This is a genomic window from Herbidospora sp. RD11066 (assembly GCF_054661255.1).
Genome location: NZ_BAAGDO010000004.1, coordinates 564,639 through 583,435, shown reverse-complemented (window position 1 = coordinate 583,435; position 18,797 = coordinate 564,639). Strand labels below are relative to the sequence as shown.

The window sequence follows — 18,797 nt, the reverse complement described above, 5'->3', positions numbered from 1 at the left end:
TAGCCGCATCGGAGTCGATCAAGGGGTAGTGACACCCGTCACTTGTCGTCGCCCGACTCACCCTTGGGGAGACCCTCGTAGATCTCCTTGCATTCGGGGCAGACGGGATACTTCTTCGGGTCGCGGCTGGGCACCCACACCTTGCCGCAGATCGCCCGCACCGGCGCACCCGTGATGTAGCTCTCGGTGACCTTGTTGCGGTCGGCGTAGTGACTGAACCGCTCATGGTCGCCGTCGCCGCCGTGAGACGTGCGTGGGACGACCTCGGTCTTCTGGTCGGGAAGAATTTTCGTACTGCTCACCCACGCGAGTCTACAAACACAGCGGCCCCCGCCCCACCAAGGGACGGGAGCCGCCTGTGGGTTAATCTCAGCCGACGTGGACCGGAGCGCCCTCGGTCTTGCGGCCCGCCCGCACCAGCAGGGCGATGACCGCAGCGAAGACCGCCACGCCCGCGCTGACCACGAAGCCGAGGTGGAGGCCGTCCATGAACGACAGGTGGGTGGCGTTGGTGACCGCGCCCGCGATCTGCTCGGGCAGGCCGGGCGGGACCGTCGCGTAGGAGGCGGCGTCCTTGAGGCCGGCGAGCTGTTCGGGGGTGAGGCCCTGGGCGACGGGGCCGAGGTAGCCCTCGTACACCGAAGAGACCTGCGCGGCGACGATCGCGCCGAGGATCGCGGTGCCCAGCGCGCCGCCGACCTGCATGGCCGACTGCTGGAGGCCGCCCGCGACACCCGAGAGCTCCTCGGGCGCGTTGCCGACGATGATCTCGGTGGCGCCGACGAACACCGGCGACAGGCCGAAGGCCAGCAGCGCGAACGGGATGGCGCTGTCGAGGAACGCCGCCTCGATCGACAGGCGCGACATCAGGAACATCGCCAGAGCGGTGATGAGCATGCCGCCCGAGATCATGACGCGCGGCCCGAGCTTGCCGATCAGCACTCCGGCCAGCGGTGATGCGACGATCATGCCCGCGCTCATCGGCAGCATCCGCAGGCCCGACTCCAGCGGGGACAGCCCGTGGACGCCCTGGAAGAAGAAGGTCAGGAAGAACATCGCGCCGAACATCGAGAACGCCGTGAGGATCATCAGCGTCGTGCCGACCGAGAACGACACGTTGCGGAACAGGCCCAGCGGCAGCAGCGGCTGGGAGACCCGGGTCTGCCACCAGAGGAAGATCGCGAGGAACACGACGGCGGTGCCGAGGGAGACGAGCGTGCCGGTGTCGCCCCAGCCCCACTCGGGGGCCTTGATGATCGCCCAGACCAGCGAGAACATCATGATCGACAGGAACACGACGCCCACCCAGTCGACCTTCGAGAGGAGCGTGGCCTTGCTCTCACGCAGCGCCCACCAGCCGACCCCGAGGGCCACGACGCCGACCGGCACGTTGATGAAGAACACCGACTGCCAGCTGACGTGCTCGACCAGCAGACCGCCGACGATCGGCCCGGCCGCCGACGACAGGCCGATGATGCCACCCCAGGCACCCATCGCCATGTTGAGCCGGTCGCCCGGGAAGGCCATGCGCAGCAGCGCCAGCGCCGCGGGCTGGAGCAGCGCGCCGAACAGGCCCTGGAGCACGCGGAAGGCGATCAGGGGCCCGATCGAGGAGGTGAGACCGATGGCCAGCGAGGTCAGCGCGAAGCCGACGACGCCGATGAGGAACACCCGCTTGTGCCCGAAGATGTCACCGAGCTTGCCGGCGGTGATGAGGAAGACGGCCAGGGCCAGCAGATATCCGCTGGTGACCCACTGGAGGTCGGCGAGCGTGGCCCGGAGCTCGGCCCCGATGACCGGGTTGGCGATGGCGACGACCGTGCCGTCGAGCATCACCATGATCACGCCGAGCGAGACGGCCAGCAGGGTCAGCCATGGCCTGGCCGGCGCCGGATCGCCCTGCGCCTCCTTCGGCAGGGCAGTGGTTTGTGACATAACGGGCTCTCCCCCGGATAGAAAGTCAACGCGACGTAGATTATGTCAGTTCATGACAGATGACAAAGTGTTTTATCCGACATACCCTGACAACTGGCAGCTGATGAACTGTATGTTTCGAGGAGGTGACGGCGATGGGTCTGCGTGAGCGCAAGAAGGCCAAGACGCGCGTCGCGCTCATCGACGCGGCCCTCGACCTGTTCCTGGCGCAGGGCTACGAGACGACGACGATCGACCAGATCGCGGCGGCGGTCGACGTGTCGCCCCGCACGTTCTTCCGCTACTTCGGCTCGAAGGAGGAGGTGGCGCTGGCCCCCGCGGCCGACGCCCAGGACGTATTTCTATCGGAGCTCCACGCCCGTCCCGCGTCCGAGTCCCCCTTTACGGCGCTGGCCCAGGCCATGCGGGGTTCGGTGGAGTTCCTGCGCGAGGGCGAGCCGGAGGACAAGCAGCGCTTCCTGAAGGCCCGGCAGCTGGTGGAGGCGACCCCGACGATCTTCGCGGGCCAGATGCGCCTGATGATGGCCAACGAGCAGCGGATCTTAGAAGAGGTGGCCAGGAGGCGGGGGGTCGACGACCTGCGCAGCCAGTTCGTGACGGCGACCTTCACGAGCACGATCAGGGTCGGCTTCGAGAACTGCACGGTCGAGGAGCTGAGCGACATCGACGAGATGTCTAAGCGCCTGGAGGAGACGTTCACGCTGGTCGAGGAGACGATGGTCCCCAACTGGGACCGCTGAGCCCCTCTGGCGCGGCGGGTTTCCACAGGGAGCGGCCCGGCCTGCCAAGACCGTCGGCCGCCTGGCCGAAGATGGGCTCGACCCAGGGCGGGTGGGTTCGACGTGGGCGGTCAGTTCTGCGATGGGTCGTCGGGGTAGCTGGCGACGAAGGCCAGTTCGCCCGGCTGGCGGCGGAGGACCGTGCGCCACAACGTGCTCGGGTCGGGGTGGAAGGTGTCGCCCGGTTCCGAGTCGACGATGTACCAGGCGCCCTGGGCGATCTCGCCCGAGAGCTGCCCCTGGGTCCAGCCCGCGTAGCCGGCGAAGATCCGCATCTGGGAGATCTCCCCGGCCAGGATCTCGGGCGGTGCGTCGAGGTCGACCGTGCCGAGGCGGGAGACGCCGCGCGGCCCGGTGTGGAGGCGGCGCCAGCCGAGGGGTTCGGCGCCGCTCATGACGACGGCCAGGGCCAATGCACTGTCGGTCTGGACGGGCCCGCCCTCGAAGAGGACCGATGGGCCGGTCACTAGTGGATCCCAGGTGGGGAGGACCGACGTCACGCTGATGTCGCTCGGTCTGTTGATCACCACACCGAGCGTTCCGCCGTCTTCGTCGTGCTCCAGGACGAGGACGACGCTACGCCGGAAGTTCGGGTCGTCGAGCAGTGGCGTCGCCACCAGCAGCCCACCGACGTAGATCGACTCCGCCATACCCTCAATGATGCGGCAGGAAGGCCGATTCGCGCACGTCACCCCACACGGTTACTCTGTGTTACGAAATTGAAGGACATGGGAACTCTCCGTACAGCAAGGATCTTGGTGGAGGGGGACCCGTGGTACAGAGAACGACGGCCGGCAGGGCGTTCGCGCTGCTCGCCACACCGGTGGCGGCGGCGCTGCTGCTGCCCGCGCAGGCGTACGCCGCCCCGCCTCCGCTCCAGGTGAAGTACGGCAAGGTCGACTGCGCCACGGGCGATCTCTTGGTCACCATCGCCAACCAGGGCCCCGACGCCCACGAATACACCCTCTACCGGGGCGACGACCTCATCGCCAAGGGCCGTTCCGGGCCCAACGAGACGACCGAGGAGTCGGTCCGGATCACCCGGAGCGTCCGGCTCAAGGTCCTGGGCAACAACGAGCAGGTCTCCGAACGCTGGATCGACGCCTGCAAGCCGACCACGCGCACGGCCAGCGTCCAGAAGGAGAACGAGCAGGGTCCGGGCGACGTCCACCATGGCCTGTTCGACTTCGGCAAGTGGGGCCAGATCCTCCAGGGCGACCAGAGCGCCCGGGAGGACGGCGGCGAGCGCGGCGACCGCTGGGGCGACCGCGAGAACCACGGGGATCACCATGGAGATCACCACGGCGACCACCACGGCGACCATCACGGAGATCACCACGGCGACCACGGCGGCGGCTGGTGGGACCGCGGGGACGAGAACTGGTGGGACCGCGACGACCACCACCGTCACGGCGACCACCACGGCGGCGGCTGGTGGGGCGACAACGACCACGGCGACCACGGCGGCGGCTGGTGGGGCCGGGGCGAGGAGCACGGCCCCGGCCACGGCTGGGACGGCGACCGCGAGGACGAGGGCATCGGCTGGTGGAACGGCGGCGCCCGCCCCCACGACGAGAACATGCTCCCGTTCACCGGCCCGCCCGCCGACCTCTGGGGCAAGGTGGCCACTGCGGGCGGCCTGGTCATCATGGGCGGCGTCTTCTGGTGGCTGGCCCGCGTCTGGCCCCGCCGCATCTTCCCGGTGACCCCGCGCTCAAGCTGAAGCCGGGGCGACTTCGACCTCACCGATGTCCTGCGCCGCCGAGTACGTGATGCAACTTCGCCGCACCGGCGCCGGGGGCGGCAAGGCTCAAGTCGTGCCCAAAACGAAGCAGCCGACCGTCGAAATCAAGCCATCGGCCACGGCCCGAGTGGTCTGGTCGCTTTCCTGGCAAGCGGAACGGCCCGGCCTGATCATCAGGCCGGGCCGCTCGCATTTCGTACAGGAACTATGCCTCAGTGAAGCCTCGGGCCTTGCCGCCGGCCGATTCCCGGACGGCCGCCGCGACCGCGCCCGCCACATCCGGGTGGAAGACGCTGGGGACGATGTAGTTCGGGCCGAGCTCCTCCGGCGACACGACCGCCGCCAGGGCGCGGGCGGCGGCCAGGAGCATCTCCTGGGTCACGCCGTCGGCCTGGGCGTCGAGGAGGCCGCGGAAGACGCCCGGGAAGGCGAGGACGTTGTTGATCTGGTTGGGGTAGTCGGAGCGGCCGGTCGCCACGACGGCCGCGTGTTCGCGCGCGTCGTCGGGGGAGACCTCGGGCTCGGGGTTGGCCAGGGCGAACACGACCGCGTCGGTGTTCATGGTCGCGATGTCGTCGCCGTTGAGGATGCCGGGGGCGGACACGCCGATGAAGACGTCGGCGCCCTTGACGGCGCCGCGCAGGTCTTCGCTGTAGCCGTCGAAGTTGGTGTGCTCGGCGATCCAGCGGAGCGACTCGTCGAGGTCGTCGCGCCCGGTGTGGACGGCGCCCCGGTAGTCGCACACGATGACGCTCGTCGCCCCGGCCGCCAGCAGCAGCCGCAGGACGGCGGTGCCCGCCGCGCCCGCTCCGGCCAGCGTGATGCGGACCTCGGACAGTTCCTTCTTCACGACCCGCAGGGCGTTGGTCAGCGCGGCGAGGACGACGATCGCCGTGCCGTGCTGGTCGTCGTGGAACACCGGGATGTCGACGAGTTCGCGCAGGCGTCGCTCGATCTCGAAGCAGCGGGGCGCCGAGATGTCTTCGAGGTTGATGCCGCCGAAGCCGGGCGAGATGGCCCGGACGATCTCGACGATCTGGTCGGCGTCCTGGGTGTCGAGGCAGATCGGCCAGGCGTCGATGCCGGCGAACCGCTTGAAGAGGGCGGCCTTGCCCTCCATCACGGGCAGGGCGGCGGCGGGGCCGATGTTGCCCAGGCCCAGGACGGCGGAGCCGTCGGTGACCACGGCCACCGAGTTTCGCTTGATCGTCAGACGCCGGGCGTCTTCGGGGTTGCGGGCGATCGCCATGGAGACCCGGGCCACGCCGGGGGTGTAGGCCATCGAGAGGTCGTCGCGGTTGCGCAGGGGCACCTTCGACTTCATCTCGATCTTGCCGCCGAGGTGCATCAGGAAGGTCCGGTCGGAGACCTTGTGAATCGCCACGCCTTCGACCTCGCCCAGGCGGTCGACGATCGCCTGGGCATGATCGGTGTCGCGCGCGGCGCAGGTCACGTCGATGCGCAGCTTCTCGTGTCCGGCGTTGGTCACGTCGAGGGCGGTGACGATGCCCCCGGCGTTCTCGACCGCGTGAGTGAGCTGGCTCACCGCCTTGCCACCTGCGGGCACTTCCAGACGGACGGTGATCGAATAGGACACGCTGGGCACGGTAGCCACGTCAACCCGCTCCTTTGCGCATTGGGTGTGCGTCCAATCGTGCCACCATCTAGCAGGTGATATGCCCGGTTCAGAAGAGCGCGGAGGCGAGCCCCCGACGCGCCTTGGCCACCGAGGGGTCGTCGGCGGGCAGCGTCTCGAACAGAGAGAGCAGATGGACGCGGGCCTTGTCGCGGTCGTCTCCGGCGGTCTTGCGGATCAGCGCGATGAGCCGGTTGAAGGCCTCGTCGACCTGACCGCCGAGCAGTTCGATGTCGGCGGCCTGGATCTGGAGCGGCACGTCGGCGGGCGACGCGGCGGCGCGGGTCAGCACGTCGGAGGGGTCGAGGTCGAGAGTGCGGCTGAGCAGGCCGACCCCGGCCAGGCCGATCTTGGCCTCCTCGTTGCCGGGCTGGCGGGCCAGCAGGCGCTGGAAGGCCTGGGCGGCGGCGTCGAGGTCGCCGTCTTCGATGGCCATGTCGGCGGCGAGCAGGTCGGGGTCGACGGCCGGTTCCTGCGGGGTCGCCTCGCCCTCGTCTTCGCCGGGCGGGGGCAGCGCGACGCCGAGCTGCTCGAACACCTGGGCGATGGCCTGGCGGAGCTGCGGCTCGGACAGCGGGCCCTCGAACAGCGGCATCAGCTGACCCTGGAAGGCCAGGTAGACCGTGGGGATGGCGCGCATGCGCAGGGCCTGGGCCAGCTCGGGGTTGGCCTCGACGTCGACCCTGGCCAGCAGCCAGGTTCCCTTGGCCTCACCGGCGAGCTTCTCCAGCGCCCGGCTGAACTCCTGCACCTGCGCGGCGCGCGGGACCGTCGCCTCGACGACGATCGGCACCGCCATTGAGCGTTCCACGACCTCGGAGGTGAAGGTCGCGGCGTTGACGTCGATGATCTCCGGTGCCGCACTCTGTGCGGCCGGGTTCTGCGCGGCGGCCTCCCGCCGGGCCTGCGCGTCGAGGGCCTGCTTACGGGCGCCGAGATCGATGGCCCCATAGAGCGATCCTGGTCGAGAGAAGTCCGCTGCCATAAGCCCAATCCTGCCGTATCGGCGAGGGCTCCCACTCCCGACCCCGATCAACCCGTTGAATCCGCTCGGGTCCGCTCATGGGTCTTTCTTCTTCTCCGTTACGGCTCCGCCTACCCCGGCCCCTCTCGCCGCTCCCAGCGGACGCGTGAGCCGGGGCGCTCACCGCCCGCTCAGAGCGGCCGCCGACACGGCTAAAAACGGGGCGGTTCGGTGTAAGTACCCCACTCGTCTCGGAGAACGTCGCAGATCTCGCCAAGAGTGGCTTCCCGGCGCGCGCACTCGATCATGGGCGGGACCATGTTCCCCGTCCCGCGCGCGACCTGGAGGAGTTCGCGAAGCGACTCGTCGACGGCGGCCTGGTCGCGGGAGGCGCGGCGGGCGGAGAGCACCCGGTTCTGCTCCTTCTCGACCTCGTGGCTGATCCGCAGGATCTCCAGTGGCTCCTCGGTGGTGGCGGTGTGGCAGTTGACGCCGACGATCTTCTTCTCGCCCTTTTCGAGTTTCCGCTGGTAGTCGAAGGCCGCCTCGGCGATCTCCGACATGAACCAGCCGTCTTCGATCCCGCGCAGGATGCCGCCGGTCATCGTCCCGTCGGGCCCCATCTGGCGGATCTTGGCGAAGATCGCCTCGGCCTCCTCTTCGAGGCGGTCGGTCAGCGCCTCGACGTACCAGGAGCCGCCCAGCGGGTCGGCCACGTTGACGACCTCGGTCTCCTCCATGATCACCTGCTGGGTGCGCAGCGCGATCTCGGCGGCCTTGGCCGAAGGGAGGGCCAGCACCTCGTCGAGGGCGTTGGTGTGGAGCGACTGGGTGCCGCCGAGCACGGCGGCCAGGGCCTCGATGGCGGTGCGGACGATGTTGTTGTCGGGCTGCTGCGCGGTCAGCGACACCCCGGCCGTCTGGGTGTGGAAGCGCAGCCACTGGGCCTTGGCCGAGGTGGCGCCGTAGACGTCGCGCATCCAGCGGGCCCAGATGCGCCGGGCGGCGCGGAACTTGGCGATCTCCTCGAAGAAGTCGACGTGGGCGTCGAAGAAGAACGACAGACCGCTCGCGAACGCGTCGACGTCGAGCCCCCGGGACAGGCCCAGTTCCACGTAGCCGAAGCCGTCGGCGAGGGTGAACGCCAGTTCCTGCGCGGCCGTCGACCCGGCCTCGCGGATGTGGTAGCCGGAGACCGACAGCGGCTTGTAGGCGGGGATCTCGGCGGCGCAGTACTCCATCAGGTCGCCGATGAGGCGCAGGTGGGGTTCGGGGGCGAACAGCCACTCCTTCTGCGCGATGTACTCCTTGAAGATGTCGGTCTGGAGGGTCCCGTTGAGGGCGCCGACGGGGACGCCCTGGCGTTCGGCCGCCACGACGTACATGCAGAAGATGGGGACGGCCGGGCCGCTGATGGTCATCGACGTCGTGACGTCGCCGAGCGGGATGCCGTCGAAGAGCAGGTCCATGTCGAGGGCGCTGTCGATGGCCACGCCGCAGTGGCCGACCTCGCCGAGGGATCGGGGGTCGTCGGAGTCGCGGCCCATCAGGGTCGGCATGTCGAAGGCGACCGACAGGCCGCCGCCGCCCGCGCCGAGGATCATCTTGTAGCGCTCGTTGGTCTGGGTCGCGTTGCCGAAGCCGGCGAACTGCCGGATCGTCCAGGGGCGGCCCCGGTAGCCGGTGGCGTGCAGGCCGCGGGTGAACGGGAACTCGCCCGGCCAGCCGATGCGCTCGAAGCGCGGATCGTCGGCCGCGGGCCCGTAGACGGGCTCGACCGGGATGCCGGACAGGGTGCGGAATTCGCGGTCGCGCTTGGGCGCGGCGTCGAATCGCGCCTGCCAACGCGAGCGGCCGGCGTTGATCTCGTTCATGTGACCTCCGATCCAGATACTAGGACGTCCTAGTAGTTATGGCCAGAGTCGGATAGATCAACACCGCAATGTCACACATTGGTAGCGAAATTCCACAGACCTATGACAAGCGCCGTCCATCACCAACGATGACTTCCGTCCCAATCTGCCTACAGGGAGGTGGCAGTGAAGCGCACTCTCGTCATCGCGTCCGCCGTGGTGTTAACCGCGGCGGCGCTGACGGCGCCCGCCACGACGGCTCAGGCCCAGGTGCCGACCGTCGCGGCCGACACCAGCAGCGAGTACGTCGTCCTTTACAAGGAGGGCGCCAACCCCGCCGAGGCCCAAAAGGCCGTTCAGGCGGCCGGCGGCTCCATCGTGAAGGTCAACGCCGCCGTGGGTCTCGCCACGGTCAGCACCACCAACGCCGCTTTCGCGACCGCCGTCAAGGCGAGCCCGCTGATCGAGGGGGTCGCCCACAACCGGGTGATCGGCCAAGCCCCTCAGGTCAACGCCCGCGCCAAGGCCTCGCTCAAGAAGGCCATCGAGTCGCGCGCCGTCGAGAAGGAAGGCCGCAACCACGGCGGCCAGATCAACAAGAAGTGGGGCAAGAAGCCCTCCGCCGAGCCGCTCGACGAGGCCCAGTGGGACCTCGACCAGATGCAGGCCAACGAGGCGCACAAGTACGAGATCGGCGACAAGCGGGTCCTCGTCGGCATCCTCGACACCGGCGTCGACGGCACCCACCCCGACATCGCGCCGAACTTCAGCAACCGGCTGAGCCGCAACTTCACCACGGACATCCCGGTCGACGCCAACGGCGACACGATCGACGGCCCGTGTGAGGAAGAGCCCGACCAGTCGTGTGAAGACCCCGCCAACGTCGACGGCGACGGCCACGGCACGCACGTCGCCTCGTCCATCGCCTCGCCGCTGAACAAGCTGGGCGTCGCGGGCGTGGCCCCGAACGTGACGATCGTCAACATCCGGGCCGGCCAGGACTCGGGCTACTTCTTCCTGCAGCCCTCGGTCGACGCGCTCACCTACGCCGGCGACATCGGCGTCGACGTCGTCAACATGAGCTACTACATCGACCCGTGGCTGTTCAACTGCACGAACAACCCGGCCGACTCGCCCGCCGCCCAGGCGGAGCAGGCGACCATCATCAAGGCCACCCAGCGGGCGCTCAACTACGCGCACCGCAAGGGCGTGACCCTGGTGGGCGCCGCCGGCAACGAGGCGATCGACTACACCAAGACCAACGTCGACTCCGGCAGCCCCGACTTCGCCAGCGAGCCGGGCGAGGTCGCCTACGACCGCACGATCCCGCCGAGCTGCATCTCGATGCCCGGCGAGGGCGAGCACGTGATCTCCGTCGCCTCGACGGGCATCAGCAAGCGCAAGTCGTACTACTCGAGCTTCGGCAACGGCTTCATCGACGTCGCCGCCCCCGGTGGCGACACCTACGACACGCCGACCAACACCCGTGACGTCACCAAGGCGACCCTGTCGGCCTACCCCGAGTCGCTGGCCCGCGCCAACGGCGAGATCGACGACGCCGGCAACCCGACCGTCGACTACGTGGTGAAGGACTGCAAGGGCTCGACCTGCGCCTACTACCAGTACCTCCAGGGCACCTCGATGGCCTCGCCGCGCACGGCGGGCGTCGCCGCCCTGATCGTCAGCAAGTACGGCCACGCGCAGCGGGGCGGCGGCTTCGGCCTCGACCCCGACGTCGTGGAGAACCGCCTCAAGCAGACCGCGGTCAAGCAGCCGTGCCCCGCGGGCGGTTCGTACACCTACACCCGCATCCTGCCGGCCGGTAACACCGTCACCGCGACGCACACGTGCGAGGGCAACATCTTCCGGAACGGCTTCTACGGTTCCGGAATCGTGAACGCGCTCCGCGCCGTGGGCCACTAGCCCCGACCGGACCAGTCAGACCAGTCTGACCAGGGGGCCCGTCTCCGCTACCGCGGGGCGGGCCCTTCGTCGTGTTCGCGGAAGTCGCCCGCCGCCACCCGCAGGGTCTTCAGGTGGTCGAACATCGCGTGGAGGGCGGTGTCGTCGTACATGCCGAGACCGAAGTCGGCCCCCATCAGGTCGGACGTGGCTCCCCTGACCGCCTCGCGGCCGGCGTCGGTGATCTCGGCCAGCACGCCGCGGCCGTCGTGGGGATTGCGCATGCGGACGACGAGCCCCGACTTCTCCAGGCGGTCGACGGTGTTGGTGACGCTCGTCGGGTGGACCATGAGCCGTTCGCCGATCTTGGACAGCGGCAGCGAGCCGCTTCTGCTGAAGGTCAGCAGCACGAGTGCCTCGTAGCGCGCGAAGGTCAAGTCATAGGGCTTGAGCAGCGCGTCCAGTTGCGCGATCAGGATCTGGTGGGCTCTCATGATCGAGGTGACCGCGGCCATGGCGGACGACGGACCGAACCGCTCCCGCCAGGTCTCGGCGGCGCGCTCGATGGGGTCGAACGGCAGGTTGAGGGGCACGCGCCTACCGTAGCGCGGGGATAGTCCGCTTTGGGACTTCACGCACCGTGACCAAACTCAGTCCTTGACCAGAAGAAGCACCCCCCAAACATTACGCTCCGTTATGGTTATCGGGGTTCGGACGGGGGGTCCTACATGGGGCGTGAGCACAAGGGCGTGTCACGCGAGGAGCTGAAGCAGAGCGCGGTCGTGACGGTCACCGTGCTGCTCGCCCTCGGTCTGGTCGCGGCCTGGACGGTGCTCATCCCCGGGGTGATGGCCTGGGACAACATCGTGATCGCGGTGATCGGCTCGGTCCGGCTGACCGGCCCGGTGGCGTGCGCGTTCGCGGCCTGGGTGGCGGTGCGCAAGCGCCGCGCGAAGAACCGTCCCGAGGGCTGGCGGGTGCTGAAGGCGCCGCTAGCGATCCTCGCGGTCGTGGTCGGCTCGTTCGGCGCGACCGCGCTGGTGCTGTCGCTGCGGGCGGTCGCCGACGACCAGGTCGGCCGGCTGCTGCCCAGCGGCCTGGCCATGGGGGCGGCGGGTCTGGTCCTGTACGTCGTCATCGGCTGGCTCATCGGCTGGCTGGTGCCCTATCCGATCACCCCGATGCTCGCCGGTTTCTGCGTCTACGCCGCGTTCACCTGGATCTCGGCCCGCACCACCTGGGCCGACCGGCTGGCGCCGGGCACCCGCGAGCCCTACGACCTGTTCGAGGGCCTGAGCACCACCGCGTTCCTCGACCAGACGTTGTGGCTGCTGGGCCTGAGCGCGGCGCTGCTCATGGGCTGGACGGCCGTGGTGACCCGCCATTCGGTGGCGCTGGCCGCCGCGATGCTGGCGGTGCTGGCCGCGGGGGTCGGGGTCGCCCGGCTGGTCACCGACCACCGTCCGCACCCGGGGCAGGTGGCCTACTCGTGCCAGGACTGGCCGATCACGGTGTGCGTCCACCCCGGGATGAAAGACGGGCTGCCCGAGCTGGGCACCACCTTCACCGGCATCGCCGCGCGGCTGAGCGGCACCCCGGCCGCGTTCAACCGGGTCGAACAGCACTCCCGCAAGGCCGACGGAACGCTCCAGGGCGGGGTGGTGCCGATCCACGTCGACGACCTCGGCACCGGCTATGCCGACCGGGCCGCGCGTGAGTTCGTCGAGCGGCTGTCCCGGCCGTGTCCCGCGCAGCGCGGCGCGGGTTACCGCGAGATCGTGCTGGCCTGGCTGCGCGGCGAGCCGCTGCCGCCGGGCGACTACCCCGAGCACCAGACCGCCTCGGCGTGGTTCGCGGTGCTCACCGAGCAGCAGCGCCGCGAGTGGCTGCGCATGTACTACGCCGACTTCGCCAACTGCCGGTTGCAGGCCGCCCACTTCGGCGCGGCGGCGTACACCCACCCGGTTCCGAGTCCGACGGTCATGTCTGGCCCAGAGGCGAGGTGAAAGGGCGGCCTTTGCGGGAAGATGTCCCACCGTGACCGGACAGACTCGCGCACCGCTCTCGCAGCCTGCCCCCGTCAAGCGTGGCCCACGCCGCGCCTGGCGCTGGCTCGCCGCGCTGATATTCGCCGCGCTGCTCCTCGTGGTGGGCGGCCGGCTGGCCTGGACATGGCTCGACCCCTTCGGCGAGCAGTCCATCGACCGCAGCCAGCCCGCATTGCTCCAGTCGATCCAGAACATGAGCCGCTACCAGGCCGCGACCGGGAACTTCCAGGTCATCGTCGACCTGGAGAAGGACGCGGCGTTCCTGCCCGACGCCATCAAGGGCAGCCGCACGCTGTTCGTGGGCGCCGGCACCGTCGACGCCTACGTGGAGTTCGGCGGCCTGACCGGCGACGCGATCTCCGTCTCGGAGGACCGCAAGTCGGTGACCGTGACGCTGCCGCACGCCGCTCTGGAGAAGCCCAACCTCGACAACAGCCGCTCCTACGTCTACGCGCAGGAACGCGGCCTCATCGACCGCGCGCAGGACTTCCTGTCGTCGAACCCGCCCGGCCAGGAGGAGCTCTACCAGCTGGCCGAGAAGAAGATCACCGAGGCCGCGACCTCGAGTGACCTGCGCAACCGCGCCGACCAGAACGCCAAGGCGGCCATCGAGGGCATGATGAAGGCCCTGGGCTTCACCAACGTGACGGTGAAATACGGCCCAGAGCCCTGATCGGTGACCTCTTAGATGTAGCCCCACTTCTGGGCGACGTCCCTGAGCATCTCGGGGACCTCCTCGGGAGCGGGAAGGGCGCGGCCGGGCTGGACCTTCCCGGTCTGGATCTTGTCGCGCCAGTCGCCGATGCCCTTGGTGAAGTCGGTCGGCTTGTTGTGACGGCCGTAGTCGAGCATCGCGTCTTCGAACGGGAGCTGCAGGGTGGCGCACAGCGCCCGCAGCTCGCCCTCGGGGTCGGTGGTCAGCTTCTCGTAGCTGATCTCGTGACCGGGCAGGCGGTGGCGGGCCTCCTCCAGATACTTCATGTACTGGAAGGTGTGGCGCACCGCTTCGTGCATCGGCCGCTTGACCGGGTCGGCCTCGTGCCACGACCGGGCGATCGAGAGCGGGTGGCGCAGCAGGAACACGAACCGGGCGTCGGGCCAGCAGATCGACAGGCGCTTCCAGGCGAACACGTTGCTGGGGGTCTTCTCCACCAGCGTCGGCTTGCCCGAGCGGATCAGCTCCCGGTGCAGCAGCCGGTCCCACAGCAGGTGTTCGATGTCGCTCTGGTTGTGGCCGAGCGCCACGACGGCCTGGCGGGCCGGCTCGGTGTTCAGGTTGGTCGAGATCCGGCGGAAGTGGGTCTCGATGGGCGAGTGCAAATGGGAGTGGCTGTTCATCATCGCCCGCAGCAGGGTCGACCCCGAGCGGGGCGGCGAGAGGATGAACACCGGCGCGCGCAACAACCGGTCTGACTGCAGATCGGCCGGGGGCCGGGCCACGTCGCCGTCGAGCCGCTTCGGCAACGCGGGGGTCATCGGCTTGGGCGGCGGGGCCTGCCGGTCGGGCAACTTCTGGCGCTGGATCGAATAGCCGGTTACGCCCTCAAGGGTCGAATTGACCACTTGCTTCCACTTCATGGCTGGCAACGTAAGCACCACAAGTTAATCGAGGGTTAACGTCGACTGGGAAACGTCGAAGTCGGTCAAAGGTCGACGATGAGATCGTCAGCGGCAGTATAAGGGTCGGAAAAGCCGTCGAGCACCTCTTGAGCGAGCCGGTCTATTCGCAGGTCACGGGCCGGATCGGCGAATCTGTCCCTGAGTGCTCGCAGGGCCACGGCCTGAATCTCGTCGCGGGCCCGCGCGAGGCGCCTGGCCCTTCCCTCTCCCGTTTCACTCAGATGACGCGCGTGCAGATCGAGGGCGTCCAGCAGGTCGCCGATCCCCTCGTCGCGGACGGCCACCGTCGGCACCACCGGAGGCCGCCACGCCGGGCTGCCGAGCGCGATCATGTTGCGCAGGTCGCGCACGGTCGACTGGGCGCCGTCGCGGTCGGCCTTGTTGACGACGAACACGTCGGCGATCTCCAGGATGCCCGCCTTGGCGGCCTGCACCCCGTCGCCCATCCCGGGCGCGAGCAGCACGATCGTGGTGTCGGCGAGGGCCCGGACGTCCACCTCGGCCTGCCCGACCCCGACGGTCTCGATCAGCACGACGTCGAACCCGGCCGCGTCGAGCACCCGCAACGCCTGGGGCACCGCCCACGACAGGCCGCCCAGGTGGCCGCGGGTGGCCATCGACCGGATGTAGACGCCGTCGTCGAGCGCGTGATCCTGCATCCGCACCCGGTCGCCGAGCAGCGCGCCGCCGGTGAACGGCGACGACGGGTCGACGGCCAGTACGCCCACCTTGTCACCCCGGGCGCGCAGCGCCTTGACCAGCGCCGCCGTCGAGGTCGACTTGCCGACGCCGGGGGAACCGGTCAGGCCGATGACGCGGGCGTGGCCCGGCGCCCTCAGGACCTTGGCGGCCTCGCGCAGGTCGGCGTCCGAGCCGCTTTCGACCAGGGAGATGAGGCGCGCGACCGCGCGGACGTGCCCGGCGCGCGCCTTCTCGACCAGCTCCCTCACGCGGGGACGTTGATGATCAGGGCGTCGCCCTGCCCGCCGCCGCCGCACAGGCCCGCCGCGCCCAGGCCGCCGCCCCGGCGGCGCAGCTCGTGGGCCAGGGCCAGCACGATCCGGGCGCCGGACGCGCCGATCGGGTGGCCGAGCGCGATGCCGCCGCCGTTGACGTTCACCCTGTCGAGCGGGAGGTCCAGTTCCTTCGCCGACTGGAGCACGACCTGCGCGAACGCCTCGTTGATCTCGACCAGGTCGAGGTCCTCCTTGGCGAGGCCCTGCTTGGCCAGCGCCTGGGCGATGGCGTTGGCGGGCTGCGACTGGAGCGAGTTGTCGGGGCCCGCGACGTTGCCGTGGGCGCCGATCTCGGCGAGCCAGGTCAGGCCCAGCTCCTCGGCCTTGGTCTTCGACATGACGACGACCGCGCAGGCGCCGTCGGAGATCTGCGAGGCCGAACCCGCGGTGATGGTGCCGTCTTTGGTGAAGGCGGGGCGCAGCTTCGCCAGCTTCTCGGCCGTGGTGTCGGGGCGGACGCCCTCGTCACTGGTGAATTCCTCGATGGCGACGATCTCGTCGTCGAAGACGCCGTTCTTGATGGCGGCGGCGGCGAGCTGGTGCGAGCGGGCGGCGAAGGCGTCCTGGTCTTCACGCGAGATCTTGAGGCGGGCGTTGTGGCGCTCGGTCGACTCGCCCATGGCGACCTGGTCGTAGGCGTCGGTGAGACCGTCGAACGCCATCGAGTCGAGAATCTCGGCGGAGCCGTATTTGACGCCCTTGCGCAGTCCCGGCAGGAGGTGCGGCGCGTTGGACATCGATTCCATGCCGCCCGCGACCACGATGTCAAATTCCCCGGCCCTGATGAGCTGGTCGGCGAGCGCGATCGCGTCGAGGCCCGACAGGCACACCTTGTTGATCGACAGCGACGGCACCGACATCGGGATGCCACCCCTAACGGCCGCCTGACGTGCGGGCAGTTGACCCGCGCCGGCCTGGAGGACCTGCCCCATGATCACGTACTGTACGTCTGAAGGGGCGACACCGGCCCTCTGAAGTGCGGCCTTGATGGCGACGCCGCCGAGCTCGACGGCGGACAGACCGGAGAGTGCACCGAGCAAGCGACCGATCGGCGTGCGAGCTCCGGCGACGATGACGGAACTGGACATTGGAGGGCCTCCTACGAGAAATGGGGGCGACGGTGTCACCATACCCAGCAGTGTTTAGCGATCGTTCAAGGAGGGTCCCCGCATGTTCCAACGGATCGACCATGTGGGCATCGCGTGCCACAACCTCGAAGAGAAGATCTCGTTCTACGAGTCGACCTTCGGCCTCGTCGTGGTGAGCCGCGAGGTCAACGAGGCGCAGGGTGTGCGCGAGGCCATGCTCCACGTCGCCGACGGCGACGGTGGAACGAGCTACGTCCAGCTCCTCGAACCCCTCAGCCCGGAGACCGCGGTGGGCAAGTTCCTGGCCAAACGCGGCGAGGGCGTACACCACATCGGTTACGGAGTGGAAGACGTCAGTCAGGCTATGGCGGAAATCGCCACAAAAGGCGTCAGGCTGATTGATGAACGCCCACGTCACGGCTCTATGGGTGCCTCTATCGCGTTTCTCCACCCCAAGGATGTGGGAGGAGTGCTGACAGAGCTGGTCGAGGCTCCGAGGGCGTAATGGAACGTAAGAAAGGTTCATACGTAACAAGTCGCGCAGAAAGTCCGTGGAGGCCTCCAACGGCGCACGCTCGGAGTACGCTGGCCTTCCACCGGACGTGGATCCCACCCTATTGGGCTCCTCGCCTCGGATGTCCGAAACCCCCCGTCCGGCCCGTGTAGCCGTCTCGACAACCCAGGATCGAGCCTCATGCAGTCCGACATCGATGCCCAGCTCAACAATTTCTTCGAAGACGCCCCCTCTCGGGAATTCGACGTGGTGCTTCGCGGCTATGACCGGCACCAGGTCCACGACCACTTGAAGCAGCTCGACACTGATTTGCGGCAGGCGCGTGAGCAGGTCGGATCACTCCAGCGTGATTTGTCCGACTCCCAGCGTCAGCTCCAGGAGCAGGAGCGTCCGACCTACTCGGGCCTCGGCGCCCGGATCGAGCAGCTCCTTCGTCTCGCGGAAGAGCAGGCCACCGAGCTGGTGCAGGCCGCGCGGTCCGAGGCCAACGAGATCAAGGCCGCCGCCAAGGTCGACGCCGCCGACACGCGGGCCGCCGCCGAGAACGAGGCCGCCGAGAAGCGCGCGCTCGCGACCCGCGAGGCCGACGAGATGCGCACGGCCGCCGAGCGCGACGCCGAGGAGATCCGGGGCACGGCCAAGCGTGAGACCGACGAGCTGACCAACACCACCGAACGTGAGATCGCCAAGCAGCGCGCCACGGCCGACCACGAGGTCGCCGAGAAGCGCGCCGACGCCGAGCGTGAGATCGCCAAGCTTCGCACCACCACCGAGCGTGAGGTCGCGCAGCTCCGCGCCAGCACCAAGCGTGAGCGCGACGAGATCCTGACGACGGCCAAGCGCCAGGCCGACGAGATGCGTGCCCAGGCCCAGCGGGTCCTCGAGGAGTCCGAGGCCAAGCGCGCCCAGGACGAAGCCGAGTTCGAGATCCAGCTCGCCAGCCGCCGTGAAGACGCCGAGCGCCAGGAAGCCGAGCGCCACGCCACCGCGCAGGCCAACACGCAGAAGCTGGTCGCCGAGGCAGAGCAGCGCGCGGCCACCGCCGAGCAGCGCGCCACCAAGGCCACCCAGCAGGCCGAGCAGACCCGGCGCGAGGCCGACACCCACGCCAAGCAGCTGCTCGCCAACGCCCGCAAGAACGCCGACCAGCTGGTCGCCGAGGCCAAGACGAGCGCCGAGACCATAACGACCGACGCGAAGAACGAGGCCGAGCGCACCCGCAGCTCGATGCAGCGCCAGGTCGACGAACTGACCCGTCAGCGCGACAGCATCACGAGCCACCTCGCCCAGCTCCGCCAGCTCCTCGGCGGCGCCGCCCTCCCGGGCATGGAGCCGGAACACGCGCCCGTCGCGCCCGCGCCCATCAAGCCCGCCCTGTCGGCGGCCCCGCCCATCGAGCACCCCAAGCCCACCCCGAAGCCCACCCCGCCCCCGGCGGCCAAGGCCGACGACGACGCGGAGTGGTGGCAGGAGTAAGCCACTTGATCGATCTCGGGGCGACGAATACACGACAGTAAAGCCCGGCGGACCATCCGCCGGGCTTTGCTGTTTCCCCGGGCGGACGACCCCCCGAACCCCCCGCTGCGAAGGGGCTGTCCGACCCCTCGCGCTCCCCCTGGCCGCTCCGCGCCCCGTCGTCGCTGTCGCTCCGGGTCGCTCCGCTCCGAGGGAGGACGCTCCGCCCCTCCCGCTCCCAGG

17 protein-coding genes are annotated in these 18,797 nt (G+C 69.2%); 7 read left to right on the top strand and 10 right to left on the bottom strand.

The annotated features are described in order from the left end of the window. Positions 1–38 precede the first annotated feature (38 nt). The gene (locus ACYQ78_RS19415; RefSeq protein WP_030455569.1) at positions 39–302 is read right to left on the bottom strand and encodes a DUF3039 domain-containing protein; all 264 of its coding nucleotides are present in this window, start codon (positions 300–302) and stop codon (positions 39–41) included. A 67-nt stretch (positions 303–369) separates the two neighbouring features. After that, positions 370–1,935, bottom strand: coding sequence for a DHA2 family efflux MFS transporter permease subunit (locus ACYQ78_RS19410; RefSeq protein ID WP_459802265.1), 1,566 nt, complete (start codon positions 1,933–1,935; stop codon positions 370–372). Between the two features lie 134 nt (positions 1,936–2,069). On the opposite strand from ACYQ78_RS19410, the gene ACYQ78_RS19405 reads away from it, so the two are divergent. Continuing rightward, positions 2,070–2,675, top strand: coding sequence for a TetR/AcrR family transcriptional regulator (locus ACYQ78_RS19405; RefSeq protein ID WP_459802264.1), 606 nt, complete (start codon positions 2,070–2,072; stop codon positions 2,673–2,675). A 110-nt stretch (positions 2,676–2,785) separates the two neighbouring features. Here the strand turns inward: ACYQ78_RS19405 and ACYQ78_RS19400 are convergent, their stop codons facing one another. After that, positions 2,786–3,364 (bottom strand): YqgE/AlgH family protein, encoded by a 579-nt coding sequence (locus tag ACYQ78_RS19400; protein WP_459802263.1) that lies wholly within the window; start codon positions 3,362–3,364, stop codon positions 2,786–2,788. A 122-nt stretch (positions 3,365–3,486) separates the two neighbouring features. Between ACYQ78_RS19400 and ACYQ78_RS19395 the strand changes: the two genes are divergently transcribed. After that, positions 3,487–4,437: a hypothetical protein gene (locus tag ACYQ78_RS19395; RefSeq protein WP_459802262.1), complete on the top strand. Its 951-nt coding sequence runs from the start codon at positions 3,487–3,489 to the stop codon at positions 4,435–4,437. Positions 4,438–4,663: 226 nt separating this feature from the next. Here ACYQ78_RS19395 and ACYQ78_RS19390 read toward each other — a convergent pair whose 3' ends face one another. The 3 genes from ACYQ78_RS19390 to ACYQ78_RS19380 all read right to left on the bottom strand — a co-directional run bounded on the left by ACYQ78_RS19390 (position 4,664) and on the right by ACYQ78_RS19380 (position 8,932). Further along, positions 4,664–6,073: a malic enzyme-like NAD(P)-binding protein gene (locus ACYQ78_RS19390; protein ID WP_459802261.1), complete on the bottom strand. Its 1,410-nt coding sequence runs from the start codon at positions 6,071–6,073 to the stop codon at positions 4,664–4,666. 70 nt (positions 6,074–6,143) lie between these two features. After that, positions 6,144–7,079, bottom strand: coding sequence for a co-chaperone YbbN (locus ACYQ78_RS19385; protein ID WP_459802260.1), 936 nt, complete (start codon positions 7,077–7,079; stop codon positions 6,144–6,146). 191 nt (positions 7,080–7,270) lie between these two features. Continuing rightward, entirely contained in the window at positions 7,271–8,932 is a 1,662-nt protein-coding gene (locus ACYQ78_RS19380) for an acyl-CoA mutase large subunit family protein (protein ID WP_459802259.1), read from the bottom strand. 165 nt (positions 8,933–9,097) lie between these two features. On the opposite strand from ACYQ78_RS19380, the gene ACYQ78_RS19375 reads away from it, so the two are divergent. Continuing rightward, the gene (locus tag ACYQ78_RS19375; protein WP_459802258.1) at positions 9,098–10,834 is read left to right on the top strand and encodes a S8 family serine peptidase; all 1,737 of its coding nucleotides are present in this window, start codon (positions 9,098–9,100) and stop codon (positions 10,832–10,834) included. 47 nt (positions 10,835–10,881) lie between these two features. Here the strand turns inward: ACYQ78_RS19375 and ACYQ78_RS19370 are convergent, their stop codons facing one another. Further along, entirely contained in the window at positions 10,882–11,406 is a 525-nt protein-coding gene (locus ACYQ78_RS19370; protein WP_459802257.1) for a MarR family winged helix-turn-helix transcriptional regulator, read from the bottom strand. 135 nt (positions 11,407–11,541) lie between these two features. Here ACYQ78_RS19370 and ACYQ78_RS19365 point away from each other — a divergent pair, with 135 nt between their 5' ends. Both ACYQ78_RS19365 and ACYQ78_RS19360 read left to right on the top strand, forming a co-directional pair. Further along, complete coding sequence (locus ACYQ78_RS19365) at positions 11,542–12,819, top strand: hypothetical protein (protein ID WP_459802256.1); 1,278 nt, start codon at positions 11,542–11,544, stop codon at positions 12,817–12,819. Positions 12,820–12,850: 31 nt separating this feature from the next. Further along, on the top strand, positions 12,851–13,534 hold the full coding sequence (locus tag ACYQ78_RS19360; protein ID WP_459802255.1) for a DUF4230 domain-containing protein: 684 nt from the start codon (positions 12,851–12,853) through the stop codon (positions 13,532–13,534). A gap of 11 nt (positions 13,535–13,545) precedes the next feature. On the opposite strand, the gene ACYQ78_RS19355 is transcribed toward ACYQ78_RS19360, so the two are convergent. The 3 genes from ACYQ78_RS19355 to ACYQ78_RS19345 all read right to left on the bottom strand — a co-directional run bounded on the left by ACYQ78_RS19355 (position 13,546) and on the right by ACYQ78_RS19345 (position 16,585). After that, positions 13,546–14,439 carry a sulfotransferase family protein gene (locus tag ACYQ78_RS19355; RefSeq protein WP_459802254.1) on the bottom strand — a complete coding sequence of 298 codons (894 nt, stop codon included), beginning with the start codon at positions 14,437–14,439 and terminating at the stop codon, positions 13,546–13,548. A gap of 65 nt (positions 14,440–14,504) precedes the next feature. Continuing rightward, positions 14,505–15,431: a methylmalonyl Co-A mutase-associated GTPase MeaB gene (meaB, locus tag ACYQ78_RS19350; protein WP_459802253.1), complete on the bottom strand. Its 927-nt coding sequence runs from the start codon at positions 15,429–15,431 to the stop codon at positions 14,505–14,507. Beyond that, entirely contained in the window at positions 15,428–16,585 is a 1,158-nt protein-coding gene (locus ACYQ78_RS19345) for an acetyl-CoA C-acetyltransferase (protein WP_459802252.1), read from the bottom strand. The genes meaB and ACYQ78_RS19345 overlap by 4 nt, the downstream gene beginning before the upstream one ends. An 82-nt stretch (positions 16,586–16,667) precedes the next feature. Between ACYQ78_RS19345 and mce the strand changes: the two genes are divergently transcribed. Both mce and ACYQ78_RS19335 read left to right on the top strand, forming a co-directional pair. Further along, on the top strand, positions 16,668–17,090 hold the full coding sequence (gene mce, locus ACYQ78_RS19340) for a methylmalonyl-CoA epimerase (RefSeq protein WP_459802251.1): 423 nt from the start codon (positions 16,668–16,670) through the stop codon (positions 17,088–17,090). A 189-nt stretch (positions 17,091–17,279) separates the two neighbouring features. Further along, complete coding sequence (locus ACYQ78_RS19335) at positions 17,280–18,575, top strand: DivIVA domain-containing protein (protein WP_459802250.1); 1,296 nt, start codon at positions 17,280–17,282, stop codon at positions 18,573–18,575. Positions 18,576–18,797: the final 222 nt, after the last annotated feature.